The sequence below is a fragment of the Streptomyces verrucosisporus genome (genome assembly GCF_017114865.1).
Classification (GTDB): Bacteria; Actinomycetota; Actinomycetes; order Streptomycetales; family Streptomycetaceae; genus Streptomyces; species Streptomyces fenghuangensis.
Genome location: NZ_JADEYH010000002.1, coordinates 61,229 through 86,936 on the forward strand (window position 1 = coordinate 61,229; position 25,708 = coordinate 86,936).

General features: G+C 72.3%; 30 protein-coding genes. 8 read left to right on the plus strand and 22 right to left on the minus strand.

Features of this window, described 5'->3' with window-relative positions; genetic code table 11:
• Positions 1 to 33: 33 nt before the first annotated feature.
• From IQ279_RS03165 to IQ279_RS27715, 8 genes are all read right to left on the minus strand, one after another.
• Positions 34 to 663, minus strand: a complete 630-nt coding sequence (locus tag IQ279_RS03165) for a restriction endonuclease subunit S (protein WP_206346748.1) — start codon at positions 661 to 663, stop codon at positions 34 to 36.
• Positions 660 to 2,342 (minus strand): N-6 DNA methylase, encoded by a 1,683-nt coding sequence (locus IQ279_RS03170; RefSeq protein ID WP_206346749.1) that lies wholly within the window; start codon positions 2,340 to 2,342, stop codon positions 660 to 662. Before IQ279_RS03170 ends, IQ279_RS03165 begins: the two co-directional genes overlap by 4 nt.
• 16 nt (positions 2,343 to 2,358) lie before the next feature.
• On the minus strand, positions 2,359 to 3,003 hold the full coding sequence (locus tag IQ279_RS03175) for a hypothetical protein (RefSeq protein WP_206346750.1): 645 nt from the start codon (positions 3,001 to 3,003) through the stop codon (positions 2,359 to 2,361).
• Positions 3,004 to 3,555: 552 nt separating this feature from the next.
• Positions 3,556 to 4,125 carry a heme-binding beta-barrel domain-containing protein gene (locus IQ279_RS03180; RefSeq protein ID WP_093847181.1) on the minus strand — a complete coding sequence of 190 codons (570 nt, stop codon included), beginning with the start codon at positions 4,123 to 4,125 and terminating at the stop codon, positions 3,556 to 3,558.
• A 322-nt stretch (positions 4,126 to 4,447) separates the two neighbouring features.
• On the minus strand, positions 4,448 to 5,266 hold the full coding sequence (locus IQ279_RS03185; protein ID WP_206346751.1) for a hypothetical protein: 819 nt from the start codon (positions 5,264 to 5,266) through the stop codon (positions 4,448 to 4,450).
• 187 nt (positions 5,267 to 5,453) lie between these two features.
• The gene (locus IQ279_RS03190) at positions 5,454 to 6,353 is read right to left on the minus strand and encodes a hypothetical protein (RefSeq protein WP_206346752.1); all 900 of its coding nucleotides are present in this window, start codon (positions 6,351 to 6,353) and stop codon (positions 5,454 to 5,456) included.
• Positions 6,350 to 6,736, minus strand: coding sequence for a hypothetical protein (locus IQ279_RS27710; protein ID WP_241027539.1), 387 nt, complete (start codon positions 6,734 to 6,736; stop codon positions 6,350 to 6,352). The genes IQ279_RS03190 and IQ279_RS27710 overlap by 4 nt, the downstream gene beginning before the upstream one ends.
• Positions 6,737 to 6,883: 147 nt before the next feature.
• A complete protein-coding gene (locus tag IQ279_RS27715; RefSeq protein ID WP_241027683.1) occupies positions 6,884 to 7,276 on the minus strand; it encodes a hypothetical protein in 393 nt (130 codons plus the stop codon).
• 107 nt (positions 7,277 to 7,383) lie between these two features.
• Here IQ279_RS27715 and IQ279_RS03200 point away from each other — a divergent pair, with 107 nt between their 5' ends.
• Positions 7,384 to 7,746 (plus strand): DsrE family protein, encoded by a 363-nt coding sequence (locus tag IQ279_RS03200; RefSeq protein WP_206347165.1) that lies wholly within the window; start codon positions 7,384 to 7,386, stop codon positions 7,744 to 7,746.
• Between the two features lie 172 nt (positions 7,747 to 7,918).
• Here IQ279_RS03200 and IQ279_RS03205 read toward each other — a convergent pair whose 3' ends face one another.
• The 7 genes from IQ279_RS03205 to IQ279_RS03230 form a co-directional block, all read right to left on the minus strand.
• Positions 7,919 to 8,206: a DUF1416 domain-containing protein gene (locus tag IQ279_RS03205; RefSeq protein ID WP_206346753.1), complete on the minus strand. Its 288-nt coding sequence runs from the start codon at positions 8,204 to 8,206 to the stop codon at positions 7,919 to 7,921.
• Between the two features lie 53 nt (positions 8,207 to 8,259).
• Entirely contained in the window at positions 8,260 to 9,105 is an 846-nt protein-coding gene (locus tag IQ279_RS03210; RefSeq protein WP_206346754.1) for a sulfurtransferase, read from the minus strand.
• Positions 9,106 to 9,273: 168 nt separating this feature from the next.
• On the minus strand, positions 9,274 to 9,357 hold the full coding sequence (locus IQ279_RS28760; protein WP_369126573.1) for a putative leader peptide: 84 nt from the start codon (positions 9,355 to 9,357) through the stop codon (positions 9,274 to 9,276).
• 254 nt (positions 9,358 to 9,611) lie between these two features.
• On the minus strand, positions 9,612 to 10,298 hold the full coding sequence (locus tag IQ279_RS03215; protein WP_206346755.1) for an LmeA family phospholipid-binding protein: 687 nt from the start codon (positions 10,296 to 10,298) through the stop codon (positions 9,612 to 9,614).
• Positions 10,299 to 10,508: 210 nt separating this feature from the next.
• Positions 10,509 to 11,675, minus strand: coding sequence for a hypothetical protein (locus IQ279_RS27720; RefSeq protein WP_241027541.1), 1,167 nt, complete (start codon positions 11,673 to 11,675; stop codon positions 10,509 to 10,511).
• A complete protein-coding gene (locus IQ279_RS03225; protein ID WP_206346756.1) occupies positions 11,672 to 11,938 on the minus strand; it encodes a MoaD/ThiS family protein in 267 nt (88 codons plus the stop codon). Before IQ279_RS03225 ends, IQ279_RS27720 begins: the two co-directional genes overlap by 4 nt.
• Before the next feature lie 12 nt (positions 11,939 to 11,950).
• On the minus strand, positions 11,951 to 12,871 hold the full coding sequence (locus IQ279_RS03230) for an alpha/beta hydrolase (RefSeq protein ID WP_372445074.1): 921 nt from the start codon (positions 12,869 to 12,871) through the stop codon (positions 11,951 to 11,953).
• 239 nt (positions 12,872 to 13,110) lie between these two features.
• On the opposite strand from IQ279_RS03230, the gene IQ279_RS03235 reads away from it, so the two are divergent.
• The 5 genes from IQ279_RS03235 (at position 13,111) to IQ279_RS03255 (ending at position 18,271) form a co-directional block, all read left to right on the plus strand.
• A complete protein-coding gene (locus IQ279_RS03235) occupies positions 13,111 to 13,935 on the plus strand; it encodes a response regulator transcription factor (protein ID WP_206346758.1) in 825 nt (274 codons plus the stop codon).
• 24 nt (positions 13,936 to 13,959) lie between these two features.
• Entirely contained in the window at positions 13,960 to 14,985 is a 1,026-nt protein-coding gene (locus tag IQ279_RS03240) for a LacI family DNA-binding transcriptional regulator (protein WP_206346759.1), read from the plus strand.
• A gap of 103 nt (positions 14,986 to 15,088) precedes the next feature.
• On the plus strand, positions 15,089 to 16,060 hold the full coding sequence (locus IQ279_RS03245) for a S1C family serine protease (RefSeq protein ID WP_206346760.1): 972 nt from the start codon (positions 15,089 to 15,091) through the stop codon (positions 16,058 to 16,060).
• 22 nt (positions 16,061 to 16,082) lie between these two features.
• Positions 16,083 to 16,862, plus strand: coding sequence for a response regulator transcription factor (locus tag IQ279_RS03250; protein WP_206346761.1), 780 nt, complete (start codon positions 16,083 to 16,085; stop codon positions 16,860 to 16,862).
• On the plus strand, positions 16,859 to 18,271 hold the full coding sequence (locus IQ279_RS03255) for a HAMP domain-containing sensor histidine kinase (RefSeq protein WP_206346762.1): 1,413 nt from the start codon (positions 16,859 to 16,861) through the stop codon (positions 18,269 to 18,271). Before IQ279_RS03250 ends, IQ279_RS03255 begins: the two co-directional genes overlap by 4 nt.
• Here IQ279_RS03255 and IQ279_RS03260 read toward each other — a convergent pair.
• The 5 genes from IQ279_RS03260 to IQ279_RS28435 all read right to left on the minus strand — a co-directional run bounded on the left by IQ279_RS03260 (position 18,259) and on the right by IQ279_RS28435 (position 21,007).
• Positions 18,259 to 18,426 carry a hypothetical protein gene (locus IQ279_RS03260; RefSeq protein ID WP_206346763.1) on the minus strand — a complete coding sequence of 56 codons (168 nt, stop codon included), beginning with the start codon at positions 18,424 to 18,426 and terminating at the stop codon, positions 18,259 to 18,261. The two genes, IQ279_RS03255 and IQ279_RS03260, sit on opposite strands and share 13 nt — an antisense overlap.
• A 64-nt stretch (positions 18,427 to 18,490) precedes the next feature.
• Positions 18,491 to 18,850: a DUF4180 domain-containing protein gene (locus IQ279_RS03265; protein WP_206346764.1), complete on the minus strand. Its 360-nt coding sequence runs from the start codon at positions 18,848 to 18,850 to the stop codon at positions 18,491 to 18,493.
• A 97-nt stretch (positions 18,851 to 18,947) separates the two neighbouring features.
• Positions 18,948 to 19,115 carry a hypothetical protein gene (locus IQ279_RS03270; RefSeq protein WP_206346765.1) on the minus strand — a complete coding sequence of 56 codons (168 nt, stop codon included), beginning with the start codon at positions 19,113 to 19,115 and terminating at the stop codon, positions 18,948 to 18,950.
• 102 nt (positions 19,116 to 19,217) lie between these two features.
• Positions 19,218 to 19,556, minus strand: coding sequence for an SCP2 sterol-binding domain-containing protein (locus tag IQ279_RS03275; RefSeq protein WP_206346766.1), 339 nt, complete (start codon positions 19,554 to 19,556; stop codon positions 19,218 to 19,220).
• 137 nt (positions 19,557 to 19,693) lie between these two features.
• On the minus strand, positions 19,694 to 21,007 hold the full coding sequence (locus IQ279_RS28435; RefSeq protein WP_206346767.1) for a hypothetical protein: 1,314 nt from the start codon (positions 21,005 to 21,007) through the stop codon (positions 19,694 to 19,696).
• Between the two features lie 260 nt (positions 21,008 to 21,267).
• Here IQ279_RS28435 and IQ279_RS03285 point away from each other — a divergent pair, with 260 nt between their 5' ends.
• Entirely contained in the window at positions 21,268 to 21,510 is a 243-nt protein-coding gene (locus tag IQ279_RS03285; protein WP_206346768.1) for a hypothetical protein, read from the plus strand.
• 343 nt (positions 21,511 to 21,853) lie between these two features.
• Here the strand turns inward: IQ279_RS03285 and IQ279_RS03290 are convergent, their stop codons facing one another.
• Positions 21,854 to 23,671 (minus strand): bifunctional metallophosphatase/5'-nucleotidase, encoded by a 1,818-nt coding sequence (locus IQ279_RS03290; protein WP_206346769.1) that lies wholly within the window; start codon positions 23,669 to 23,671, stop codon positions 21,854 to 21,856.
• Positions 23,672 to 23,817: 146 nt separating this feature from the next.
• Here IQ279_RS03290 and mshD point away from each other — a divergent pair, with 146 nt between their 5' ends.
• Positions 23,818 to 24,741: a mycothiol synthase gene (mshD, locus tag IQ279_RS03295; protein WP_241027542.1), complete on the plus strand. Its 924-nt coding sequence runs from the start codon at positions 23,818 to 23,820 to the stop codon at positions 24,739 to 24,741.
• 17 nt (positions 24,742 to 24,758) lie between these two features.
• Here mshD and IQ279_RS03300 read toward each other — a convergent pair whose 3' ends face one another.
• Positions 24,759 to 25,646, minus strand: coding sequence for a hypothetical protein (locus IQ279_RS03300; RefSeq protein ID WP_206346771.1), 888 nt, complete (start codon positions 25,644 to 25,646; stop codon positions 24,759 to 24,761).
• Positions 25,647 to 25,708: the final 62 nt, after the last annotated feature.

Below are 25,708 nucleotides of genomic sequence, written 5' to 3' on the forward strand. Positions count from 1 at the left end.
AGGAGGGGCGCCGGGCATAGCTGCCGGATCGCGCTATCGAGCGCCGAGGAGCCCGGTGAACAGCAGGTCCTCCAGCGTTCCGCGGAGTTCGGCGGTTGTCCGTGCGATCTCCGTGTGGATCCGGACCTTCTCGTCCAGCGCGGCGAGCTGTCCGCCGATCTCCCGCTGGGTATGGAGGGGGGGCAGCACGACGGGGATGCCGCCCAGGTCCTGGAGGGAGACGTGCTGGATCGTCGACCCCCGGGTGTGCCTGGCGACGTAGGCGGCGACAGCCGGTCGCGAAAGGCAACACACCAGGAAATCGGGGAGGACCTCGTCCAGAGGCCTGATCCTCACCAGGTGCCCGCTGAACAGCCAGCCTGCCTGCTGTTCGGATACCAGGGCGATACGCCCTACGGCGCCCGAACGGGCGAGGAGAACGTCTCCGGGCCTGAGACGGTGGTGGGAGGACCGGATGGGAACGGCTTCCTCCGGGATCCTGCCGACACTGTCCGGAGTGATCCGCCGACCGCTGATATCCCGGGGCCTGACAAGGGGAACGCCCTCACCGTCGTGCCGACCGGTGCGCAGGGTGGCCCAGGACGGCCCGCCCTGGAGTTCGCATACCTCCGCGAGACGCACCTCGCGCCATCCCGGCGGCAGTGGACCGGTCGGTCGGCTCATGCGTTGTGCCTCCGCAGTATCGATTCGACAGCCGCGTCAATCCTCGCCGCTTCCTCGTGCAGCCTGGCGAGTTCGTCGCGCAGACCGCCGATACGGGCGCGGTGGTCGGGCGCGCCCCCCTCCACAGGAGCGGGGGACACGTACAGGGAGGGAGCGAGGGCGTAGCCGTTACCGCGTATCTCGCCGATGCTCGCCGACCTGCTGAACTCGGCCCTTCCCCGGTACGCCGTACCCGTCGCCCGGGCGTCCCGCCAGGCGTGGTACTCCCGGGCGACGGCGGCGATCTCGTGGTCCGGCAGGTGCCGGACGCTGCGCGAGAGCATCTCCCCCAGAGCGCGGGCGTCGATGAAGAGGATCTCGTCACACCTTCCCGTCGGCGCACTCAGGATCCACAGCGTCACGGGGATGCCGGTGGAGAAGAAGAGCCCCGGGGGAAGCGAGACCAGGCACTCCACGGCGCCGTCCTCCACCATGGCGGACCGGATCGCCCGCTCTCTCCTGTTGGCCGAGGTGGCCGCGATGTTGGCCATGACCAGACAGGCTCGTCCACCGGGAGAGAGCAGGTCCACGGCGTACTGCAGCCAGTCGAAGTTCGCGTTGTGGGAAGGGGGCGGCCCGTACCGCCAGTGGTCCGACTGGCGTACGGAGCCGGCGACGCGGACATTGAACGGAGGATTGGCCAGAAGGAGACCAACCTTGCGTCCGAGCGGAGCCGTGAGCGCGGACGGAGCAGCGGCACCCGGTTTCATATCGGCCGAGGAGTGTCCGCGCAGGCCCAGCCCCATCCTTGCGAGTCGGAGGGGGAACTCGGGCAGACCGGCTCCGCTGACCCGGGTGGAGCCCGCGGAGCCTGTGGCGGTCCAGGCGTCGACGACGGCCGTCAGCATCTCGCCCGCACGGCAGAACGGGTCGTGCGCTTCGGTCGCGTCGACAGCGGGTGTCACAAGAGCAGCGGCAGCGCGCGCCACGGACACGGGGGTGAAGAGCTCGCTTCCCGCTCGCCCGGCCCACTCCTCGGTATATCTCTTCACCAGGAGATCGAAGGCGCGGACATACTGACCCAGGTCCTCCGCGGCATGCGCGTCGATCAGGCGGACGGCATCCGCCAGGGCCTGTTCCCTGCCCTGCCAGGACTGCACGGTGGAAGGAGAGAGCCCGGTCGGAAGACCGCCCGCGATCACCTGCCGGAGGTCGGCGGTTTCCGGACCGCGCGCCGTGCGGTCGGCGAGCTTCCTCAGTGAGCTCCACACCTGGGGTTGGGAACCGCACAGGTAGATCAGAGCCAGCAGCATCTCGGCGCGATCGGGCAGGGGCACACTCCCGCGCGGCAGGAGGGCTTCGTCGCTCGCGAGCCGCTCGACGGCGCGCAGCAGCGGTGCGGCGTCCACAGCCTTCGAGGGCGCGACGGTGGTCGCTTCCGAGCCGGAACGGAAACGATCTCCGTATGTCGTACCGGCAGGCTCGCCATCCCCGCGTGCGTTCACCGGGATGACGCGGCGGTCCAGCCAGTCCGCGACCTCCGCCGCGCGGAAGAGTTCCGTTCCGCCCTCCCCGGCCGGAACGGGTCCGGGAAACGTGTCGGGGTGACGCCGCTCCCAGTTGCTGACAGCGGGGCGGCGCACTCCGGCGAGCCGGGCGATCTCGGCCCGTGAGACGAGCCTGCCGTCGAGGTCTTCCACGGGCGCCTCCTTCCGGTCAGAAGCGTGAATCCGGCCCGTTGCGGCGGGCGAGTACGGAGGGGAAGCGGTCGAGTGCCTGGATCTCCTTCACGAGCTCAGGACTCATGTACCCCAGCAGACGGTAGATCTTGGTGTGATCGGCGGCCAGGTCGCGGTGGTGGACGGGCTCGTGGTGCATGACCCGGTTCCGGAGCAGCACCAGCGACCAGAGACTGTCGTAGAGGACCCCACGCCTGCCGGAGTAGTGCGGGAAGGCACGGTGCAGGACGGGAACCCACAGGGAGCGGTCGTAGCCACGGCTGAGAAGAGAGGCCCAGAAGCCGAAGGACAGTTCGGCGACCACGCTGTCCGCGGGCACGGACCGCAGGCCGCGATCCTCGCATTTGCGCCGTGCTCGGGCGACCAGACGCCGGCCGTTTCCGTTGAGGGGGAAGGCGTCCCACCAGTCCTCCCCGTACTGCTGCCCGATCCGGTCGTGCAGGGCGTTGCGCAGAGTCACCTCAAGGCAGTGCAGAGGGCCGTAGAGAGCGGCGGATGCCTCCACGTTCCACCAGTAGAGCCGTGTTGCCGCGGTGGCGTCTCCCCCGGTCGCCCGCAGGTAGCGGTTCAGACGGGGCTCGGAGAAGGCGCGCAGCATCCAGTCGGGCAGTTCCTCGGCCATGGTGCTCCCCCCGGAGGCGAGGGCTGCCTCTCGCAGCCCGGTGCGTTATCGGACGGTCGTGGTAGCGTGGTGGTGAAAGCCCCTGGTCCGCCTCTGCAAGCAAGCCGCCAGGGGCACGGCTTTCGGAACCCCCGGTCACCGCTGATGACCGGGGGTTCCGCTGTTTTCCGGGCTCTCTCCGGATATGTACGCGGAACCGCTCCGCCGCGAGGCGGCGAATCGAGGCGTTGGGGGGAGAAGTTAGCGACAGAGCAGAAGGATGTCAAAGAGCACTTCCATGCTCTTTGTTTTGTTAACTCCCTGTGGGTTGCATGGAGGGCATGGCTCTTCCCTCGTCCCGCGAGACTCAGCGGACCCGTTGTTGCGGGAGAGAAGGACGAAAGTGTCGCACCTGAGAACAAGAAACCCTCGTGGTGGTCGGTGATGGACCACCACGAGGGTGTGAAGCCATAAAAACTGTTAACCCCTGCGGGGTCGCGCTCACGCTCCGGAGCGGCGGCCCCGGCGCCGTCCGGGCCCGCCCGGGGGAACGGGAAGCGGCCTGCTCGCGGCCTACTTGAAGAAGGCGATCCCGTCGTCCGGGAGGTCCTTGAGGTCCTTGGCCCACTCGCTGGGGTCGACGACCTTCTTCAGGTGCGCCGACATGTACGGGCGCAGCGGGCGCTCCGGGTCCGGGGTGGCCAGTTCGCCGACCCACATCAGGTCGCCCTTGACGTAGCCGTACAGTCGCTTGCCGCCGGAGTACTCGCCGGCCGAGGACAGGCGGGCGAAGGCGTCCGTGACCAGGTCGATCTGCGGCTTCTGCTCGGCCATCTCGCCGTGCCAGACCTCGACGATGCCCCGGTCGCGGGCCATGACGGCCTCGACCCGGCGCTCCGCGTCGATCTTCCAGTAGCCGCTCTCGCTCTCCAGCGGGCGGACCTTCTCGCCCTTGTCGTCCAGCTCCCAGGTACGCGAGACGTACTCCAGGAAGTCCCGGCCGTCGTGGGAGAAGGTGACCTCCTGGCCGAAGTTGCACTGCTCGCGGTCCGGGAAGTCCGCGACGCCCGCGCCCGCCCAGTCGCCCAGGAGGAACGCGAGGGGGACGAGGTCCGGGTGGAGGTCGGACGGAATCTCGATCATGGGGTGCTCAGACGATCTGTCGAGGGCGTGTGGTCGGTGGTGCGGCCCGGGCTCGGGCCGCACGCGGCCCGGGTCACGGAACGGGGACGGGTCAGCGCTGGCCCTGGTAGAGCTTCTTCACGGTCAGGCCCGTGAACGCCAGGACGCCGATACAGACCAGGACCAGCAGGGCGGTGAAGAATGCCTCAAGCACGGGAGCGCTCCTCGGGGGCTCGGCACGGACGTACGGGCCGGCGGGCGGCCCGCCGACGAGTCTAGTCGGCCCGTGGCGGGGCGGTGCTGTGAGGTGTGCCGCCCCGCCACGGGGCCGGTTGCGGCGGGCTCAGCCCAGGAGCTGGGCCTGGAGGATCACCGTCTGCCGGAACGGCACCGCGGGGGCCGTTCCTTCCCGGGTCTGGACGATCAGGGCCACGGTGTCCCCGGCGAGCAGGTACGCGTGGCGGGTGTGCGCCTCGCCGCGGGGCTTCGGCTCGTCGTACACCTCGATCTCGACGTTCTCCGGTACGGCCTCCGGTGGCCGGCTCTCGTCCATCTCCGACTCCGGGGCCTCGGCCAGGGGCAGACCCGGCACCAGGCCCCCGTACAGCACCTCGGCGTGGAGGTCGCCCGCCACGGCGCCGCTGTTGAACCGCAGCAGGTGGACGCTGGTGCGGGTGCCGTCCGGCATGACCCAGCCGCGGGCGGCGATGTGCCGTACGGCGTCGTCCGCCAGCCGCTGCCGCAGCTCGTCCCGGTCGGCCTTCTCGTAGAGGGCGGTGTAGTCCTCGACCGTGACCCAGCCGCCCTTCGGCGAAGGGAGCCCGCCGTCCTTGCCGGCCTTCCCGCCCTCCTCGGCTCCCTCGGGCAGGGGGATCAGCAGTTCGCGCAGGTCGGCGTGGTGGATCTCCGCCTCGTTGCCCTGCGCGAACGGGCGCGGGGAGCCGGAGGGGAGGGCGGGCAGGGTCAGCCGCGGATACTCCCAGCGCCCGTCGCTCTCGGTGGCCAGGCCCGGCACCTCGTGGCGTTCCAGCCGCGTGATGCCGTAGGCGGTGCCCGCGCAGAACACGCCGAAGACCGTCACGGCGGCCGTCCAGCGGCCGACGGCCCGCAGCACGCGGGCCGACGGGCGGCGGCGCTTCGGCGGCGCGGGGGGAACGGGCACGGCCGGGGCGGGGAAGGGGGAGGGGGAGGGGGAGGGGGAGCGGACGGCTGGGGAGGCACGGCGGCCACCTGCGGGGCCTGCGCTGTCTGCGCTGTCTGCGCCGAAGTCTCCGCCGTCCCGGTGCTCTGCTCCGTCTGCGGCGGGACGGCGGGCGCGGCCGGCTCCGGCCGGTCTGTCACGGGCTCGGTCATACGTACTCTCCCGGGGACGCCAGGTGGTCGAGCTGGTCCTTCAGCAGTTCGGCGGCGTCCTTCCTCTCGAAGGGCTTGACACCGTCGACCCGGAACGAGATCAGGTACTCGTCCTGGTAGGCGGTGCAGAACATCGCGTCCAGCTCGGAGTCGCCGTCCTCGGGCGGCAGGAAGCACCGCGCGTTGTCGTGGCCCTTGATCTTCGGGCCGTCGCGGAAGACCGACAGGGCGTCGGCCAGCCCGGACTGGAAGCCGCTCAGGTCCTTGACGCCCTTCTCGTTCTTCATGCGCGCGAGCTGGATCTCTGCCGTGAACCGGTTGTCGTAGGGCGTGTACGTGCGCATCGCGATGCCCTGGACACGCAGCTTCTCCACGTACTCGCGGTGCCGGCGGCGCTCCTTGCCCGGCAGTCCCTTGCCGCCCTCGCGCAGCAGGGCCTGAGCCTGCCGGCCGCTCAGTTCGGTGTCGTTGCCGAACTCGGAGACGTCCGGGCCGAGCCGGAAGTCCTCGGGGACCGGCAGCAGCTTCCTGCGCAGCTCGCCGTCGGTGCGGCCCTCCCTGAGGTCGGGCACCGGATCGTCCTCGGAGGGGGTCCTCGCGGGCTTCTTCCAGACCTTCGTGGGGGCCGAGACGTCGGCGCCGTTCACGGTGGCCTTGGTGTAGGCCAGTCCGCCGCAGGCGGCGCCGAGCACCAGGGCGGCGGCCAGCAGGGGGACGAGGACGCGGCGGAGCCGGCCCTTCCCGCGCGGTCCGGCGTCCTGCGGACCGTCCGGAGCCGCGGCGTCGGGCGCCTCCGGGACGGTTCCCGGCTCCGGGGCGGCGGGCGCCTCCGGCTGTCCGTCCGTGGCCTCGGCAGGTGCGCCTTCGATGTCGTTCCGGTTCTCCTGGTCGCTCACAGCCGCTCCAGCTGCCGCTCGGCCAGGGACCTGATGTCGCGCTCGGCGATCGGCTTGGTGTCGTAGATCCAGATGTCCATCATGATGTCGCCGCGCTGGGCGATGGCCCGGGCCTGGTACATCGGGAGGTAGCCGGGCTCACGGTCGGGCCGGTCGAAGACGTAGTAGCGGCCGTTGCCCGACCCCTTCAGCGCGGAGCCGTCGTTGCCCGTGTGCGAGTCGAAGGACATGTACGCCTGCTGGCTCTTGGCGTGGTCGCGGGCGGACCGGCGCCTCTCCTCGCGGAACTGCACGAGCCTGATGCTCACCGTGTGGTGTGCGCTCGGACGCCAGGCCGTGGTCGCGACGCGGCGCAGGTTCTCGTCGGCCAGATAGGTGAACATGCGGCTCGGGCTCTCGAACTCCTGGGCGTAGCCGGACGGCGAGAGCCAGTTGTCCGACTCCGACGGCCTCTCGGACTCGCGGGCCTCCTCGGGCCGGTCCAGGAGCAGCTTGCGCAGATCGCCGTCCGTGCGTACCCGCCGGTCCTCCTAGGCGGTGAGCGGTTCGGGCGCCTCGTCCTCGGGCAGCGGCTTCTTCGGATACGACAGCTCCGCCTGGGACAGCGGGGGCAGTGGGGTGGGCGCGCGGTCGGCCTGGACGGTGTAGCCGCCCGCGAGGCCGCCGACGGTGCCGAGCAGGGCGGCGCAGGCCAGCAGCAGGGCCGTACGGCCGCGCCGCGGCGCGGCCGTTCCCGGGCCGGTGGCGCGGGCGGCGTCGCGGGCTGGGCCGTGGGGGGTGCCTCCGGCGGAAGCGGGGGCGGGGGGCCGGCCGGGAGAGCCTGCGCGGGCTCGGGTGCCGGGTCGGGTGCCGGGTCGGGCCCGGCCGCGGACTCGGGAGGTTCCGCCGGTGCCGGCGGGGGCGTGGACATGAAATCTCCTCACACGTTTGTCAGTTCGCTGACAAGAGCGCGGGGAAGAAGGCTGTACCCGGACCGGTCACGATCGGATTGCGGTGCGGACCACGGGCTACCGTGGTCCGCATGGCAGCTGTGTCGAAGAAGCTCGTGATCAAGGTGACGGCCGGGGCGGACGCGCCCGAGCGGTGCTCGCAGGCCTTCACGGTGGCGGCGGTGGCCGTGGCCAGCGGAGTGGAGGTGTCGCTCTGGCTGACCGGGGAGTCGTCGTGGTTCGCGCTGCCGGGCCGGGCGGCGGAGTTCGAGCTGCCGCACTCCGCGCCGCTGCCCGACCTGCTCGACGGCGTCCTGGCGGGCGGGCGTATCACCCTGTGCACCCAGTGCGCGGCGCGGCGCGGGATCGAGGAGAAGGACGTGATCGAGGGCGTCCGCATCGCCGGGGCCCAGGTGTTCGTCAGCGAGATCACGGGCGAGGGCGTGCAGGCCCTCGTCTACTGAGCGCCCGTCCGGCGCCCGTCCTGTACCCGTTCCCGCCGGACGTGCGCCGGGCGCGCGCCGGACATCCGCGCCCGGACAGGACGGAGGCCGTGCCCCGCACAAGGTGTCCAACCCCCGGGGCACGGCCTGAGTGCGTCGTACGGCCCGTCCCGCGGCCGTCACGCGGTCACGGTCACACCGTGATGGGGACCTCCACCAGGCCGCCCTGCTGGGCGACGACGGTGCGGTCCGCGGTGCCGCCCGGAACCAGGGCGCGCACGGTCCAGGTGCCCTCGGCCGCGTAGAAGCGGAACTGGCCGGTGGCGGAGGTGGGGACCTCGGCCGTGAACTCGCCGGTGCCGTCCAGCAGCCGGACGTACCCGGTGACGGGCTCGCCGCCGCGGGTCACCTGACCCTGGATCGTCGTCTCACCGGGCTTGATGGAGGAGGCGTCGGGGCCGCCTGCCTGTGCTCCGCACATGTCGGGTGCTCTTCCTTCCGGAACGAGGAGTTGAGTGTGGAGGGGGAGGTGGCTCAGGCGCTCTTGCCGTCGCCGAGCTCGATCGGCACGCCGACCAGCGAGCCGTACTCGGTCCACGAGCCGTCGTAGTTCTTGACGTTCTCCTGGCCCAGCAGCTCGTGCAGGACGAACCAGGTGTGGGCGGAGCGCTCGCCGATGCGGCAGTAGGCGATGGTGTCCTTGGACAGGTCCACACCCGCCTCCTGGTACAGCTCCTTCAGCTCGTCGTCGGACTTGAAGGTGCCGTCGTCGTTGGCCGACTTCGACCACGGGATGTTGCTGGCGGTCGGGACGTGGCCCGGGCGCTGCGACTGCTCCTGCGGCAGGTGGGCGGGGGCGAGCAGCTTGCCGCTGAACTCGTCGGGGGAGCGGACGTCCACCAGGTTCAGCTTGCCGATGGCCTCGACGACGTCGTCGCGGAAGGCGCGGATCGACTTGTCCTGCTCCTTGGCCCTGTACTCGGTCTTCGCGCGGGAGGGCACCTCGGAGACCAGCTCGCGGGCGTCCAGCTCCCACTTCTTGCGGCCGCCGTCGAGGAGCTTGACGTCCTGGTGGCCGTAGAGCTTGAAGTACCAGTAGGCGTAGGACGCGAACCAGTTGTTGTTGCCGCCGTAGAGGACGACGGTGTCGTCGTTGGAGATGCCCTTCTCGGACAGCAGCTTCTCGAAGCCGGCCTGGTCGACGAAGTCGCGGCGGACCGGGTCCTGGAGGTCGGTCTTCCAGTCGATCCGGACGGCGTTCCTGATGTGGTTCTTGTCGTAGGCCGAGGTGTCCTCGTCCACCTCGACGATGACCACCTTGGGGTCGTCGATGCGGGCCTCGACCCAGTCGGCGTCGACCAGGACGTCACTGCGGCTCATGTCTCTCCTCCGGAGGGCAGGTACTGCGGGGTGTGCGGTGCGGTGGACGTGCGTGCGGCGGCGCTGGGCGCCGGCGGGCGCGCACGGGGCTGTACGCCGCGGTGGCGGGGACAGCGGGGGTGGTGTGCGGCTGCGGTCCGGGCTGCGAAGGGCACCGAGAGCCGGCCGTCAGACGACGGCGCGACAGAGCATGGCGGCGACACGGCAAAGATCGACCGCCCGTCGCTTCGTGAGATCCGCCTGTCGCTTCATGGGGCCGATCGTAGGTACGGAGAGGCGGGCGTGTCACCGTAGTTCCACATGGTGAGAAGCGGATGCCCGGAAAGTGAGACGAAAGAAGAAGGGTGTTGCCCTCCCGAACGGATGCGCGGACGCCGGGGAGAGGGTTTCTGAGGAGCGGACTCGCGTGTCTCGAAGAGTGGACGTGGTGGCGGTGCGGAGGCGGTGCGTGAGGGGCGGTGCGTGAGGGGCCCGGCGAGCGGAGCGGGCGGTGGTCCGGCCCGGCGTCAGCCGGCCAGATCCACGTTCGAGCCGCTCAGGTGCAGCACGACGCCCTTCTCGTCCACCTCCGCCCTCTCCAGCTTCAGCCCCCTGGGAAGACCGGTGATCTCCAGCTTGCGGTCTATCTGCGCCCGCACCATGTCCTCGGCCACGGGCAGGTCGGGCAGGTCCTCGGCGTGCAGCGCGACGGTGTCGCCGTTCTCCACCTTCAGCGAGCTGTGCAGGGTGAGTTCCACGAGGGTGAGGTTCACGTCCAGCCTCACCTGGTTCTTCGCGGCCCGCTCCGCGCCGGCGTAGGCGAGTGAGGCGCCCTTCGCGCCCGCCTCGGTCAGATCCTGGTAGCTGATCCGCGCGCTGCCGGTGGCCCGGTCGGCGACGGCGGAGGAGAAGTTGTTCTCCAGTCGCACGTCGCCGAGGTGCACGTCCACCTCGGTCACGTCCACGTCGCGCCCGCCGACCTGGACCGTCAGCCCGTTCATCGTGGCGTCCACCGACTCCAGTTCCTTGCCCACGACCTGGGTCAGGAAGGGGAAGCCGTTGATCTCCACGGCGGGCCGCTCGTCCAGGCCCCTGGAACTCCGGACCTTCTCGGCGACCTCGTCCTCGGCGAAGTTCACCGCCAGCCGGTCGGCGCCGACGAACAGGCCGCCGAAGAGGACGAGAAGTCCCAGCAGGGCTTTGAGTGCGCGCATCGTGGTGGTCCCCCCAGGGTGGCCGGGTGCGGTCGGGTCGGTCGGACTGGTCGCGCTGATCGGACTGGTCGATTTGATCGACGCCGACAGAGGCCGATCGGGTTCCGGCGAGCCTAACCCGTGGTGTCCTGTGACAGGTCTGTACCACCGGACCCCATGCGGCGGCCGGGCCCGCCGCCCCCGAACCCGTGCGCCGCCCGCCGTGCGCCCCTACACGAGCGCCCTGCCGAGCAGGTAGACCGCCGGCACGGCGGCGGTCAGCGGCAGTGCCACGCCGGCCGTCATGTGGACGAACCGGGAGGGGAAGTCATAGCTCGCCACACGCAGCCCGATCAGCGCGCACACCCCGGCCGCCAGTCCCAGCACCGCGCCGGAGCCGCCCAGGGAGGTGAACTGCCCGGCGGTGGCACCCGCGCCCGCCGCGGCCGACAGCGAGACGACCACGGAGACCGCCTGCGGCAGCGGCAGCGCCCGGGCGAGCGCGGCGGCCGCCACGGCGAGCGCGCCGACCGTCACCGCGTCGGGCTCGGCGGCCAGATGGCCGGTGGCGAGCACCGCGAGGGCGGTGGAGGTGACCCCGGCCGTCAGGGCGTACAGGCGCTCGTCGGGCGAGGAGTGGTTGCGCAGCTGGAGGACGAGGACGAACAGGACCCACGCCCCGAGCGTGCCGATGACGACGGCCGAGGTGTGCTCGACACCGAGCGCCAGCAGGGCGATGTCCGCTGTGACGCCCGCCAGGAACGCCAGGGCGATGCCCTGCCGCGCGGGCCACATGCCGTTGAGCCGGAACCAGCCCGCGGCCGTGACCGCCTGGAGCAGTACCACGGCGACGGCCGACACCGGGCGGGAGAGCTGGGCGGTGGCCGCGAGCAGCACGGCCAGGAGGGCGGTGAGTGCGGCGGGTGTCAGGCCCGGCGCGATGATCGGACTGCCGGTGCGCCGCGGGGCGCCGGTGGCGGAACCGGCCGCGGCGGTGGGAGCGGTGGCGGGGGCCGCGGCGGTGGCGGTGTGAGCGGCTGACGCCGCGCCGGGCGCGCCGGTCCGCTCCGGCGGCAGGGGTCCTGGGCCGGGGTGGTGGGGCGGCGCGGGGACGCCGGGTGCGCCGTACGGCTCCCGGCCCGGGGCGGCGTACCGGCCGTGCTGGTCGTAGTGCTGGTACTGCTCGTGCTGCTGGTACCGGCCGTACCTCTCCTGTCCGCCGTGCTCCGCGTACGCCTCCTGTCCGCCGTGCCCGCCGTACGCGTCGTACCCGCCGTACGCGGGGCCCGTGTGACCCGAAGGGCCGTGGCCGTGGTCGTGCTCGCGGCCGTACTCATGGCCGTAGGGGCCGGGCTGCGAGCCGTACGGCTGCCCGGGCGGGTACTGCTGGTCGGTCATCGGGAGCCTCCCGCGAAGGGGGGAAGCACCTCGACGGTGCCGCCCTCGATCAGTCGGACCAGGTGGTGGTCGCGCTTGCCGACCGGCTCGCCGTCCACCAGGAAGGAGCACAGGCCCAGCACCCGGTCGAAGTCCGGCCGGCCGGCGTGCCGCCGGCGCGCCTCGGCCAGTGCCTCGGCCAGCGTGTGGGCCTCGTATCTCTCCTCGGTGATCCCGGCGGCGGCCTTGGCCGCGGCCCAGTAGCGGATCATGCCGCTCGGCATGGTGTGTCCCTCTCAGCCGTCCGTCGTGCCGTCACCATGATGGCGCGGCGCCCGCCCGGTCCGCGCCGTCGCCCAGGCGGCGATCCGCTCCAGCAGCTCCGGGGGCGCGGCGTTCTCGGCGTGTCCGAAGCCGCGCTCGATCCACAGCTCCGCGGCCGCCGGACCGGCCGCCTCCACCAGCGAGTACGGGTGGTCCAGCGGGAAGTAGGCGTCCCGGTCGCCGTGCACCACCAGCAGCGGGGTCGGGGCGATCAGCGGCGCGGCCTCCACCGGCGACAGCGGCACCGGGTCCCAGTCCCGGTGGTGGATGCGGGTGCGCAGCCCGTAGCGGGAGACCAGGCGCCCGGCGGGGTGCTGGATCGCCCAGTGGACCCGCCGCATGGCCGGGGTGCCCCGGTAGTACCAGCGGGCGGGGGCGCTCACGGCGACAACCGCATCGGTGTGTGCACCTGTGCGCCCCCGGTGCATCCTGTGCGCAGCGTCACCGTCACCGGCACCGGCGGCCGGCCCGGCACCGGCGGCCGGCCCGGCACCGCCCGCCTCCCCGCCCGCCTCCGTCCGGTGCAGCGCCGCGTGCCGCAGCACCACCGAGCCGCCCATCGAGAAGCCCGCCGTCACCACCGCCGAGTGCCCCAGCGAACGCGCCCAGCGCACCGCCGCGGCGAGGTCGAGCACCTCCCGGTCGCCGACCGTGGAGCGCCCGCCGGAGCGGCCGTGCCCGCGGAAGGAGAACGTGATCACGTCCGCATGCCGGGCGAAGACCTGTGACACTCGTCGCACCGCGGGCCGTTCCAGCGAGCCGGTGAAGCCGTGCGCGACGACGATCGCCGGGCCCCGTCCGGCGGCCCGTGCCGTGCCCTCGTCCCGGCCGTCGGAACCCCCCTCGCGCGGCTGGTGGCAGGCGTCTATGCCCACCCCGTCGTCGGTCCGCAGCCGTGCCCGCAGGAGCGTGCGCGGAGGCGTCCGCCACCCCGCGCCCCGGACACCCTCGGTGACCGCCCCGCCACGGGAAAGCCCTTCCTTCCCCTCCGCATCCTCGCTCATGTGGGATATTGTCGATGACAAGAAGGATCCGGGCAGCGCCGCCCCCGGGTCCTTTCGTGCTTTCGGAGCGCAGTACGAAGCAGTGCCGCCACACGCCCCACCACGGGGCCGGGGAAGGACTCGACGTCATGAGCTCACTACTCCTGCTGACCAACGCCCTCCAGCCCTCCACCGAAGTCCTGCCCGCGCTCGGCCTGCTGCTGCACAACGTCCGTGTGGCCCCGGCCGAGGGCCCGGCGCTGGTGGACACTCCCGGCGCCGACGCCGTCCTGATCGACGGCCGCCGCGACCTGCCGCAGGTGCGCTCCCTGTGCCAGCTGCTGCGCTCCACGGGGCCGGGCTGCCCGCTGATCCTGGTGGTCACCGAGGGCGGTCTCGCGGCCGTCACCGCCGAGTGGGGCGTGGACGACGTACTGCTGGACACCGCCGGCCCGGCCGAGGTCGAGGCCCGGCTGCGGCTGGCCACCGGACGGCGGCAGATCTCCGGCGAGGACGGCCCGGCGGAGATCCGCACCGGCGACCTGTCGGTGGACGAGGCCACCTACAGCGCCAAGCTCAAGGGGCGCGTGCTGGACCTGACCTTCAAGGAGTTCGAGCTGCTGAAGTACCTGGCGCAGCACCCCGGCCGGGTGTTCACCAGGGCGCAGCTCCTCCAGGAGGTGTGGGGCTACGACTACTTCGGCGGCACCCGGACCGTCGACGTCCACGTACGGCGGCTGCGGGCCAAGCTCGGCCCGGAGCACGAGGCGCTGATCGGTACCGTGCGCAACGTCGGCTACCGCTTCGTGCTGCCGGAGAAGAAGGAGCCGACCCCCGAGGAGCGCAAGGCGCGCAAGGACGCGAAGGCGACCGTGGACGCCGCCGAGAGGATGGCGCAGGACGCGGCGAACGGTGTCGGCGGGGAAGCGGCCGGGAGCGGGCGGAGGACCGCCGCTCGCCGGGGAGGGGACTGAGTCGGCGCGCGTAGACTTCCCGCTGTGGCGAAGGTGACGCGGGACGATGTGGCGAGACTGGCGGGTACGTCGACCGCGGTCGTCAGTTATGTGATAAACGATGGGCCGCGGCCGGTCGCGCCGGCGACCCGCGAGCGCGTGCTCGCCGCTATCAAGGAGCTGGGATACCGGCCGGACCGGGTCGCGCAGGCGATGGCGTCCCGGCGCACCGACCTGATAGGGCTGATCGTCCCCGATGCCCGGCAGCCGTTCTTCGCGGAGATGGCGCACGCGGTCGAACAGGCCGCCGCCGACCGCGGGAAGATGGTCCTCGTCGGCAACTCCGACTACCTCGATGAGCGCGAGGTGCACTATCTGCGGGCCTTCCTCGGCATGCGCGTCTCGGGCCTGATCCTGATCAGCCAGGGCCCCAGCGAGCGCGCCGCCGCCGAGATAGAGGCGTGGGACGCGCGCGTGGTGCTGCTGCACCGGCGGCCCGAGGCGATCGACGACGTGGCCGTCGTCCTCGACGATGTCGGCGGCGCCCAGATGGTCACCCGGCACCTGCTGGAGCACGGCCACGAATACGTGGCCTGCCTGGGCGGCGTGGAGTCCACTCCCGCCTACGGAGACCCGGTCACCGACCACGTCGAGGGCTGGCGCCGGGCGATGAAGGAGGCCGGCCGCTCCACCGACGGCCGCCTCTTCCAGGCCCCCTACAACCGCTACGACACCTACCGCGTCGCCCTGGACCTGCTGGCCGGCCCCGACCGCCCGCCCGCGCTGGTGTGCGCCACCGACGACCAGGCCATCGGTGTGCTGCGCGCCGCCCGCGAGCTGGGCATCGACGTGCCCGGCGAGCTGGCGGTGGCCGGCTTCGACGACGTCAAGGAGGCGGCGCTGACCGACCCGCCGCTGACGACGGTGGGCTCGGACCGCGAGGCGATGGCCCGCGCGGCGGTCGACCTGGTGCTGGACGACGGGGTGCGCACGACGGGCTCGAGGCGCGAGCGCGTGCGCCAGTTCCCCTCGGGGCTGGTGGTGCGCCGCTCCTGCGGCTGCGGCGGCTGACGGGACTGGAGGAACCGGGGCCGGGGCGCCCCGGAGGCGGTTCTTCCCCGGGTTTCAGCCCGTCCTCATAAAGTTCTCATTCCGGACGCGCACGGTTGTGCGCATGAGCGACCACGAGACGAACCGCGCGTATCCGCCCCGCCCGCCGTACGAGCCCCCCGTCCCGGCCCCCGCCCCCGAACCCGATCCTGACCCCGCCCCCGGCGCGCACGCCCGGCGGCGGGCGCGCCGCCCGGTCGGGCTGCTGGCGGCCGTGGCGATCGTGGCCGCCGCGGTCGGCGGCGGTACGGCGACCCTGGCCGCCGGGACGTTCGGGAACGGCGCCGCGCCCGCCGCCACCTTCCCCGTCCCCGGAACCAACGCCTCCGACACCGGCACCGGTGTCACCGAGGTCGTCGAGGCCGTCACCCCCAGCGTCGTGGAGATCGGCGCCTCCTCCCGCTCAGGTTCCGCCACCGGATCCGGCGTGGTGATCTCCGAGGACGGCGAGATCCTCACCAACAACCACGTCGTCTCCGGCGCCACCGAGATCGAGGTCACCTTCTTCGACGGCGGCACCGCCCGCGCCGAGATCGTCGGCACCGAGCCCGACCTCGACATGGCACTGATCCGGGTCGAGGGCGCGGGCGACCTCACCCCCGCCGAGCTCGGCGACTCCGAATCCGTCCGCGTCGGCGACCGCGTCGTCGCCTTCGGCTCGCCCCAGGGCCTGTCGGGCACGGTCACCAGCGGCATCGTCTCCGCCAAGGGCCGCGAGGTCACCGTGGAGCGGACGGGCGAGGAAGGCCGGCCCAGGGACGACCGGTCCTGGCCCTTCGAGTTCGACGGCGACCGGTACAACGGCGAGCTGGGCCCCGAGACCACCACCTACGAGGCCATCCAGACCGACGCCTCCCTCAACCCCGGCAACTCCGGCGGACCGCTGGTCGACATGAACGGCCGCGTCGTCGGCATCAACTCCGCCATCCACGGCAACGCCTCCACCGCCGCCGAGGCGGGCAGCGTCGGCCTGGGCTTCGCCGTGCCCGTCGACGACGTCAAGGAGATCCTCGACGAGCTGCGCGCCGGCGGATGAGGCGGGTGCGACACTCGCCACCATGACCACCAACGTCTCTCCCTCCGCGTCCCGTCCCGCCCCGCCCGCGCGCGTGCTGGTCGTCGACGACGAGCCGGCCGTACGGGAGGCCCTGCGCCGCAGCCTGGCCTTCGAGGGCTACGAGACCGAGCTCGCCGCCGACGGCCTGGAGGCGCTGTGCCGGGTGGAGGCGTACCGCCCCGACCTGGTGATCCTGGACGTGCTGATGCCGCGCATGGACGGGCTGACCGCCGCCCGGCGGCTGCGTGCGAGGGGGGTGACCGTCCCCGTGCTGATGCTCACCGCCCGCGACACCGTCGGCGACCGCGTCACCGGCCTGGACGCGGGCGCGGACGACTACCTGGTCAAACCGTTCGAACTGGACGAGCTGCTGGCCCGCATCCGCGCCCTGCTGCGCCGCGGCTCCTACGCCCGCGAGCAGGCCGGCGCCGAGCGGACCGAGGTGCTCTCCTTCGCCGACCTGCGCATGGACCTCACCACGCGCGAGGTCACCCGCGGCGGGCGGCCGGTGGAGCTGACGCGCACGGAGTTCACGCTGCTGGAGATGTTCATGGCCCATCCGCGTCAGGTCCTCACCCGCGAGCAGATCCTCAAGGCCGTCTGGGGCTTCGACTTCGAGCCCTCCTCCAACTCCCTGGACGTGTACGTGATGTACCTGCGCCGCAAGACCGAGGCGGGCGGCGAGCCGCGCCTGGTGCACACCGTGCGCGGCGTCGGCTACGTCCTGCGGGACGCCTCGGGCAGCACCGCCGGCCCCGCGCCGGGAGAGGCGCGCCCGTGACGTCCCGGCTCAACTCCCTGCCACTGCGCTCGCGCCTGGCGCTGCTGGTCGCGGCGGCCGTGACGGTCGCGGTGGCGGCGTGCTCGCTGGCCGCCTGGCTCCTGGTGCGGGCGCAGCTCGTCGACTCCCTCGACGACGCCCTGCACGCCAACCGGGTCCCCGACCGTCAGCTCATCAACCTCGTACGCGCCGGGCAGTGCCGGGCCGTTCCGGAGCGGGAACGGCTGGAGACCCCCAACCCGTTCGACTCCACCGTGCAGCTCGTGGACCGCGACGGCGACAACTGCATGGCCTTCGGGGAGCGGCCCCTGCCGGTCTCCGCCGCCGACGTGGCCGTCGCCCGCGGGGAGCGCGCGGAGGCCCTGCACACCGTCACCGCGGGGGGCGAGGAGTACCGGGTGCTCACCACCCCCCTGCGCGGCACGGACGCCGCCGTCACCGTGGCCCGCCCGATGGCCGAGATCGACCAGAGCCTGGGCACCCTCGCCCTCGTCCTCGGCCTGGTCGCCGCCACCGGCGTGCTCGGCGCGGCGGGCGCCGGCGTCCTGCTCGCGCGCGCCGGCCTGCGCCCGGTGGACCGGCTGACGGGCGCGGTCGAGCACGTCGCACGCACCGAGGACCTGGCCGTCCGCATCCCCGTCGAGGGCGACGACGAGATCGCCCGCCTGTCGCGCTCCTTCAACGCCATGACCGCCGCCCTGGCCACCTCCCGTGACCTCCAGCAGCAGCTGATCGCCGACGCCGGACACGAGCTGCGCACCCCGCTGACCTCGCTGCGCACCAACATCGACCTGCTGGTGCGCAGCGAACAGGCCGCCCGCCCGCTGCCGCCCGGGGACCGCCGGGAACTGCTGGAGTCGGTGCGCGCCCAGATCGGCGAACTCGCCGCCCTCATCGGCGACCTCCAGGAGCTGTCCCGGCCCGACGCGGCGCCCGCCGGCGGGCCGGTGGAGATCACCGGCCTGCACGAGACCGCCGAACGAGCCGTGGAACGCGCCCGGCTGCGCGGCTCGGACATCACCATCACCCGCGACCTGGCCCCCTGGTACGTGCGCGCCGAACCCGCCGCGCTGGAGAGGGCGGTGGTCAACCTGCTGGACAACGCGGTGAAGTTCTCCCCGCCCGGTGGGACGATCGACGTCCGCCTCGACGGCTCCACCGGCGCCCTGCGCGTACGCGACCGCGGCCCCGGCATCCCCGAGGACGAACTCCCCCACGTCTTCGACCGCTTCTGGCGCTCCCCGTCCGCCCGCAGCCTCCCCGGCTCCGGGCTGGGCCTGGCCATCGTGGCCCGCACCGTGCGCCGCAGCGGCGGCGAGATCGCCCTCCACCCGGCCCCGGGCGGCGGCACGGAAGCCGTCCTGCGCCTCCCCGGCGCCCCGGTGCCCCCGCCGGATCAGCGCCCCTGACCGTCTGATCCTCCGGTCGCGAGGTGGGCGTTGGGTTCTCGGGCCGCGGCCGCCGGCTCGGGGATCTCCACGACCTCGACCCCGGCCCGGGCGACGTCCTCTTCGATCGAGCGACGCTGCGGGGACCGTCGGTCGCCGATCTCGCGGAACTCCATGGGACGGCCGTAGGGCACGGGTCGGCGCGCCGCGGCGGAACGGCGCGGGACGGCGCGGGACGCGCTACGGGGCGAGGCGCTCGGCGAGTTCCGTCTCGTCGGCGACGAACCACGTCTGCCGTCCACGGTCGCACTCGCGGACGAAGTCCCGCAGCGCCGTGCCGGCCGCCGTACGGGCGGAGACGTCGCCGACGACGGCGAGTCCCAGGCGGTAGTTGGCGAACTTCTGGACGATCTCCCCGGCGAGGCCGGTGCTCAGCCGGAAGAAGTCCTCGTGCAGACGCCCGGCGGGCACGGCGACCCACCGGGCGCCCTGGTAGCCGGCGTCGCCGATCAGGTCCAGCGCCTCGCGCTCCCCGATGGCCGCGCCCTCGTCGGCGCACATCAGGACGGGGATGCCGTGGAACGTCCGAAGGGTGGTCATGGCGGCCGAGCCTAGGCGGGGCGGCGCACGGCGTCGAAGCGTTTTCCGGTGCCGGGTCCCGGCCCGGTGCCGGGACCCGGCGGAAACCGGGCGCCGCTCAGTCCAGCTCCACGTCCTCGGCGATGCGCCGGGCCCTGATGTAGGGGCCGCCCTCGTACTCCTCGTACAGCGTCTCCGCGAGGTCCACGCCGAGTTCCCGCTCGACCTCGGCGATCTCGAACTCGCCCACGGTGCCGGTGACGCGGACCGCATCGTCCTGGTCCACGGCCGGCATGTTCCCCTCGAAGACCAGCAGCGGTTCGATGTCGCCGGGCTCAGCGCCGCCGATGGTCGAAGGCAGCTGGTGGCGCTGAGCCCGATCGCGGGGCTAGCTGCGGCACATCTCCAGCAGCCTGCTCAGCCGCGTGCTTGCCACCTGGTCACCCGTGATTTTCGCCTTACCGGCGAAATACAGCGGCATCAGTGCGCTGTCGTCCTCGTAGACCCTCTGGAAGTCTTCAGCCCTGATGGAGAGGGTGGTCTGCGGTGTGCCGGTCGCTCCCTTCGTGACCTTGGGGCCGCTCGGCGAGGCATCGACCGTCCAAATACCTCCGTCGCCCGTGATCTCCATCAAGAAGACGGCATTGATCGCCGTTGCCTTGTCCGGTTGCCGGGCGAAGATCTCGGGAAGTTTCGTGTCGAACAGGTGACGGATGTCGACGGACATCGCTCCTCCATCTGTAGTCGTGACGTTCGGTGACCCCTGCGGCTGTACGTGAACAGCACCTGGAGCCGGACCTGGCCGCCGGTGGCGGGGACGCGCACCTTCGCGGGGTCGGCGGCGGCCCGTGCGCCAGGGCGGGCCTACACGGTCAGTACCTGCTCCTCGGCAAGGCGCTGGAGAGGCTGGAGCGTGCGGGTGCCTGCGTCGTCCTCTTCCCAGGTCTGGACATCGGCGTCGTTGGGGTACTGGCCGGTGACGTAGTAGTCCGTGGTGAAGCCCAGGGCGGCCTGGTCGCCCAGGGTGTCGCCGTTGGCGCGCACCGGCAGCAGGGTGTGGTGTTCCATCCACAGGCACGCGGAACTGTACGGGGGGATGGTCAGTCCGCGGGTCTTGGTTTCCTGGCGCATCGAGCTGACGCTGTTGCGGCGCTCGTAGCCCATTTCCACGGTGGTGGACATCGACGCGGTGACCGTCGTCTCGACGCCGATACCGAACGGCTTGCCGCCGGCCGACACGCCGATCTCCATGCCCACGGTGACACCAGTGCTCTCACAGAAGGCGGAACTGCTCTCCTGGGTGACGCCGGTGGTGACCGCCTGCGACTCGTTCTGAGGCTGGCTGCCGTTCTGGTTGTCGCGGAACAGGATCAGTTCGAAGTGGCGCTTGCGGCGCAGCTTGTAGAAGGGGGAGTTCTCCACCTTCCACTTCTCGTCGCGGCTGTCGTCACGGACCATGTAGTAAGGCACGGTGACGGTGCGGTCGGTGATCACGGTCTGCGCCGGAGGACGGGCGTGCGAGGTCAGCTCCGGGATCTTCGGGCCGTCGTGCTTCTCGATGACCGCGGGCAGGTCCAGGATCCAGGTGCTCTCTGTCGGCGCCGGCTTGCCGGAGGTCTTCACCCCGGTGAAGTTACCCACCGGCAGGTACAGGTGCTCGTCCAGGTCACCGTCCGGGTAGGGAGGCGCGACGACCGACCACAGCCTCGTCCCCCCGCTGGACTCGTAGATCAGATTCCCGCACTCCCCCTGACGCACGTAGGTGCGCCCGTCGGTGTGCACGCCCCGCTTCACACACGCCACCATGCCCGCCGAGCCCACGATCTGGTCACTCGGCCAATCCCAGAGGTGCACGATGTCCCCCAGGGCGACGTACCCCTCAGGAGGGATCGGACGCCACACCCCCCAGGAGTTGGGGCCGAAATCGGGCAGTTGGGCGACCTTAATCCACCGCACCGGCTTCCGCAGCAGACTCTGGTCCGCTGAGCAGTCCTTCAGCATCAGCACACCCGCGGCGCCCTGCATCCCGTCCGGCCCCAGTTTCTGCCCGGTGCTGATCAGTTCCGGCGGAACGTCGTCAGAACTCTGGAAGTACGACAACAGGGCCCCGACCGGAACTCCCTGGTACGTCGGCTGGAACGAGAGCTCCAGATCCCCGTACCGTTGTGTTGGACTCACCCGTAACTCCCATCGCTGTCGTGAACACTACCCAGGAGTCTCTCTGGGAATTGTCGGGGCCACCCGCGCCAAGTCCTCACACCATCCGCCAGGGGGAACAGGCGCACGCCTGTGCGCAGGACGCCCTTCACCGCACTGGGGCAGCCGTGCCTGTCCCGTGACATCGGACTTGACCGGTTGGGACCGTCAGTGGTTCCTGCCGTTGAAACTGGATCTGCGGGGGCCTGGTGACGTTTACATGATCCGGTCGTTCCCAGTCCATGAAGATCACTTCCCGCATCCTCGCCGTGGCCGCCGCGAGCGGCGCCCTGCTGGCCACCACCGCTTCGGCGCACGCCGCCGATGTCCTCAACATCTTCAACACCAAACGCCTCCCGGTGTCCGTCCCTTCGTCGGGCAACACCACTGCGGACAGCATCTCGATCGCCGACATCAAGCAGGGCCTAGATCGGCGCGGACGCCCTGCGGCTCAAGGGGACCGGGCGCTGGTCAAGGCGCCTTGACCAGCGCCCGGCCACTTCGGTGGCAATCGGTCAAGGTTCGATGCCACGGGTCACCCGGCGCGCGGGCGGCCCCGCGCTCCGGGTGACCGGACGCCGGGGCGGCCAAATCGGCGAACCGACGCGCACAAGCATTCCGGCCCTGGTACCGGACCATGCCGCGCACGCCGTTTCCACCCCTGCCGGCGCCGGATCTCCACCCGGGCGGCGGCGCGTGGTCCGAGGCCTCGGGGGAGCCGTGAAGAACGCCGCCGACCGGTCGGGTGACCGGTCGGCGGCGTTGTGGGGGAGCTCTGCGGGCCGGGGGAAGGCGGCCCGCGGAGGGAGGGTCATCCGCCGTGGGGGGTTACCGGATGACCGTGATCCGGTCCGCCGCCGGGGCGTCGATCGGGTCGGTGGCGGAGGAGTTGGCGGTCAGGTAGTCCTGGAGGGCGGCCAGGTCGTCGCCGCCCACCAGCGGGTCGGTGCCCTGCGCCAGCGTCGGGAAGCCGTCGCCGCCGCCCGCCAGGAAGGAGTTGACCGCGACGCGGTAGGAGGCCGACGGGTCGATCGGCTCGCCGTTCAGCCGCACCGAGTCCGCGACGATCCGGTCCGCGCCGGACCGGCTGAGGTCGAGGGTGTAGGTGAGGCCGGAGGAGACCTGGAGGATCTTCGGGGAGGCCTCGTTGGCGCCGCTGACCTGCTCGCGCAGCACCGTCAGAAGCTGCTCGCCGGTGAGGGTGGTCAGGTTGACGGTGTTGGAGAAGGGCTGGACGGTGAAGCCCTCGGCGTACGTCACCACGCCGTCGCCCTCGGCGCCGGAGGCCGCGTGCACCAGGTCGGAGCGGATGCCTCCGGGGTTCATCAGCGCCAGGTCGGCCTCCGGGTCCAGCCCGCGGGCGTGGGCGAGCTGCGCGTCGGCGATCAGGTCGCCCAGCGGGGACTCGGGCACGGTGCGGTCGGCGGTGATGTCCTCGGAGATCCAGCCGATGGGACGGCCCGCGACGGGCGCGGCCAGCCCCTTCCAGTAGTCGATCAGGGAGGTGAGGTCGGCGGCCTTCTCCTGGTTGCGGTGGACGACGCGGTTGGTGCCCTCCACCGAGGCGCGCACGATGTCGCGGGTGCGGCGGTCGTACTCCATGTTCAGCTCGGTGAACAGCCGGCCGTAGGAGGCGGCGGAGGTGACCAGGCGGTCCTCGCCCCGCGGGTCGGGGATGGAGCAGACGTACGACTGGTGGGTGTGGCCGGTGATCAGCGCGTCCACGCCCGCGTTCGTCCGCTTCGCGATGTCGACGATCGGGCCGGAGAGCTTGCCGCCGTCCTTGCCGCAGTCGGCGTTGTAGGCGCTGGAGGGCAGGGCGCCGCCCTCGTGGATCAGCGCGATGACGGCGTTGACGCCCTTGCGGCGCAGCTCCTTGGTGTACTTGTCGATGGTCTCGGCCTCGTCGAGGAACTTCAGTCCCTTGACGCCCTCGGCCGAGACGATGTCGGGCGTACCCTCCAGCGTGACGCCGATGAAGCCGACCCTGACGCCCTTCATCCTCTTGACGGTGTAGGGGGCCATCAGCGGCTTGCCGGTCTTCTCGTCGACGACGTTGGCCGCGAGGATCGGGAAGTCGGCGCCGCCGAAGGTGCGGCCCTCGTCGTAGCAGCCGTCCTCGGGGTGGCAGCCGCCCCTCTGCAGGCGCTTGAGCTCGGCCGCGCCCTCGTCGAACTCGTGGTTGCCGACGCCCACGACGTCCATGCCGAGCGCGTTCATCGCCTCGATGGTGGGCTCGTCGTGGAAGAGGCCCGACAGCAGCGGGCTGGCGCCGACGATGTCGCCGGGGGCGACGGTGACCGAGTACGGGTTGCCCTCGCGGGCCTCGCGCAGGGAGGTGGCGAGGTACTCGGCGCCGCCCGCGTCGATCTGCTCGGTGGTGCCGTCGGGGTGCTCGTGGGTCACACGGCCGGAGGAGCCGGCCGGGGGCTCCAGGTTGCCGTGGAAGTCGTTGATGGCGAGCACCTGGAGGTCGACGGTGCGGCCGTGGTGCCTGCCGCGGTCGCCGTGCGCGCCGGGACCGTCCGACGGGGCGTCCTGCGCGGCGGCGGGCATGGCGGCGCCGAGGGCGCCGACGGTCAGCAGACCGGCCGCGGCTGCGGTGAGTCTGCGGGAGAGGGGAGACCGCTTGGGCGGAGTGGACATGTTCTGTCCCCTTCTGTTCCCTTGTCGAGGCCGTGAGTTGGCCCGGAAGTGGCCGTTGATGGCGGGGGAAGCCTAGGTCAACGCGCGTAGCGTGTCATTGTCACGTTGGTAACCGAGTGGTTTCGATGCTGCGTAGGCTTCTCCCTATGAGCGACGTGGTGGTTGTGGACGAGCTGACGCCCGAGGCCGTGCGGCAGGCCCAGGCGCTGATCGACGAGGCCGCCCGGGTGGACGGCCAGCCGGCCGTCTCCGAGCAGGGCCGCCTCCAGCTGCGCGGCGGGCGCCGCGCGGGCGTACGACACCTGCTGCTCTGGCAACGGGGGGAGCTGGCCGGTTACGGACAGCTGGAGGACACCGATCCGGTCGAGGCCCCGACCGGCGAGTTCGTCGTCCACCCCGACCACCGCAACCAGGGCCACGGACTGGCCCTGGGCCGCGCGCTGCTGGAGGCGTCGGGCCGGCGGCTGCGGGTGTGGGCGCACGGCGGCCACCCGGCCGCCCGCCACCTGACCCGGCTGCTCGGCCTCACCCTCTTCCGCGAACTGCGGCAGATGCGGCGCCCGCTGGCGGGCCTGGACCTGCCCGAGCCGTCGCTGCCGCCGGGCGTGCGGCTGCGCACCTTCGTCCCCGGACGCGACGACGCCGCCTGGCTGGCCGCCAACGCCGCCGCCTTCGCCCACCACCCCGAGCAGGGCGGCATGACCCAGCGCGACCTGGACGACCGCAAGGCCGAGCCGTGGTTCGACTCCAAGGGCTTCTTCCTCGCCGTGCGCGGCGGCGGGCGTGACGGGGAGGGCGAGGGGGAGGAACTGCTCGGCTTCCACTGGACGAAGGTCCACAGCGCCGAGCAGCTCGGCGAGGTTTACGTCGTCGGCGTCACCCCGGGCGCCCAGGGCGGCGGCCTGGGCAAGGCGCTGACGCTGGTGGGCCTGCGCTACCTCGCCCGCGACCGCGGCCTGCCGACCGCGATGCTGTACGTGGACGCCGACAACACCGCGGCCGTGAAGGTCTACGAGGGGCTGGGGTTCGAGACCCACGAGGTGGACCTGATGTACCGCACAGAGGGCTGAGCCGGCCGGAGACGGGATCAGGCTGCCGCGGATGCCCCCAGTACGTCCCGCAGCCGGCGGGCCTCCTTCGCCAGGCGGCCGCTCTCGCCCCGGGCTGCGGCCTGGGCCACCCCGCCGACCGGACCGCGCGCACCGCAGGTCCCGGCGCACTCGGCGGCCAGCGCCAGCAGATCCGGCAGCCCCCGCACCGGCCCCCGCACCGGATCCGGCGCTGCCAGCATCCCCGGCAGCGCGGCGGCCAGCACCGCGAACACCGTGGCCGGGGCCCCGGCACGCACCGCCTCCCGCAGCGACTCCAGCAGCCGGTTCGGCTTCACCGTCCCGGCCGCCACCGCCTCGGCCACGTCCCGGCCCAGCCGCGCCGCGTCCAGATCGCCGCGCGCCGCCAGCACCAGCAGCGCGTCCACGGCCGCGGTGCGGTCCTCCGGGTGCCGCGCGCCCAGGGTGTGCGCCAGCCCCAGGTGGACGGCCTCTCCCGCCTCGCCCCCGGCCTCGGCCAGCGCGGGCAGCCGGGCCGCGCCGCCGCGCAGGTCCTCGTCGCCGGTGGCGGCGAAGGTGGGCTGCAGATGCAGGGCGACCAGCTCGCGATGGACGGGCAGGACGGACGGCCACAGGTGGGCACTGCCGGTCCAGGACGTCTCGTCCCGCTTGCCGTCGGCGATGTACCGGCCCAGCAGCCGCTGGAAGGCCGGGCCGAGCGGGCAGGGCAGGGCCACCGCCTCCCTGGAGAGGCGCACCCGGACGACGGGGCTGCCGTAGCCGTGGACCCGGTGCGTGGGCCGCGCGCCGCGGACCGGCTCGGGCAGTGACGGGCCGCCCGCCTCCAGCCAGGCGCGCACCCGCAGCCCCGCCTCGCCCTCCAGCCGTCCGGTGGCGGCCAGGACGTCCGGGCCGGCGGCGGACACGTCCAGCCGGAGCAGGGCCTGATCCAGATCGCAGGGCCGGGCACGGCGCCCGCCCGCTCGTA

Excerpts from the sequence above, each read along its gene's own strand:
- IQ279_RS03165 (WP_206346748.1), bottom strand. The coding sequence starts at position 663 with ATGAGCCGACCGACCGGTCCACTGCCGCCGGGATGGCGCGAGGTGCGT.
- IQ279_RS03175 (WP_206346750.1), bottom strand. The coding sequence starts at position 3,003 with ATGGCCGAGGAACTGCCCGACTGGATGCTGCGCGCCTTCTCCGAGCCC.
- IQ279_RS03180 (WP_093847181.1), bottom strand. The coding sequence starts at position 4,125 with ATGATCGAGATTCCGTCCGACCTCCACCCGGACCTCGTCCCCCTCGCG.
- IQ279_RS27710 (WP_241027539.1), bottom strand. The coding sequence starts at position 6,736 with ATGTTCACCTATCTGGCCGACGAGAACCTGCGCCGCGTCGCGACCACG.
- IQ279_RS03205 (WP_206346753.1), bottom strand. The coding sequence starts at position 8,206 with ATGTGCGGAGCACAGGCAGGCGGCCCCGACGCCTCCTCCATCAAGCCC.
- IQ279_RS03210 (WP_206346754.1), bottom strand. The coding sequence starts at position 9,105 with ATGAGCCGCAGTGACGTCCTGGTCGACGCCGACTGGGTCGAGGCCCGC.
- IQ279_RS28760 (WP_369126573.1), bottom strand. The coding sequence starts at position 9,357 with ATGAAGCGACAGGCGGATCTCACGAAGCGACGGGCGGTCGATCTTTGC.
- IQ279_RS03215 (WP_206346755.1), bottom strand. The coding sequence starts at position 10,298 with ATGCGCGCACTCAAAGCCCTGCTGGGACTTCTCGTCCTCTTCGGCGGC.
- IQ279_RS27720 (WP_241027541.1), bottom strand. The coding sequence starts at position 11,675 with ATGACCGACCAGCAGTACCCGCCCGGGCAGCCGTACGGCTCGCAGCCC.
- IQ279_RS03225 (WP_206346756.1), bottom strand. The coding sequence starts at position 11,938 with ATGCCGAGCGGCATGATCCGCTACTGGGCCGCGGCCAAGGCCGCCGCC.
- IQ279_RS03235 (WP_206346758.1), top strand. The coding sequence starts at position 13,111 with ATGAGCTCACTACTCCTGCTGACCAACGCCCTCCAGCCCTCCACCGAA.
- IQ279_RS03245 (WP_206346760.1), top strand. The coding sequence starts at position 15,089 with ATGAGCGACCACGAGACGAACCGCGCGTATCCGCCCCGCCCGCCGTAC.
- IQ279_RS03250 (WP_206346761.1), top strand. The coding sequence starts at position 16,083 with ATGACCACCAACGTCTCTCCCTCCGCGTCCCGTCCCGCCCCGCCCGCG.
- IQ279_RS03260 (WP_206346763.1), bottom strand. The coding sequence starts at position 18,426 with ATGGAGTTCCGCGAGATCGGCGACCGACGGTCCCCGCAGCGTCGCTCG.
- IQ279_RS03265 (WP_206346764.1), bottom strand. The coding sequence starts at position 18,850 with ATGACCACCCTTCGGACGTTCCACGGCATCCCCGTCCTGATGTGCGCC.
- IQ279_RS03275 (WP_206346766.1), bottom strand. The coding sequence starts at position 19,556 with ATGTCCGTCGACATCCGTCACCTGTTCGACACGAAACTTCCCGAGATC.
- IQ279_RS03285 (WP_206346768.1), top strand. The coding sequence starts at position 21,268 with ATGAAGATCACTTCCCGCATCCTCGCCGTGGCCGCCGCGAGCGGCGCC.
- IQ279_RS03290 (WP_206346769.1), bottom strand. The coding sequence starts at position 23,671 with ATGTCCACTCCGCCCAAGCGGTCTCCCCTCTCCCGCAGACTCACCGCA.
- mshD (WP_241027542.1), top strand. The coding sequence starts at position 23,818 with ATGAGCGACGTGGTGGTTGTGGACGAGCTGACGCCCGAGGCCGTGCGG.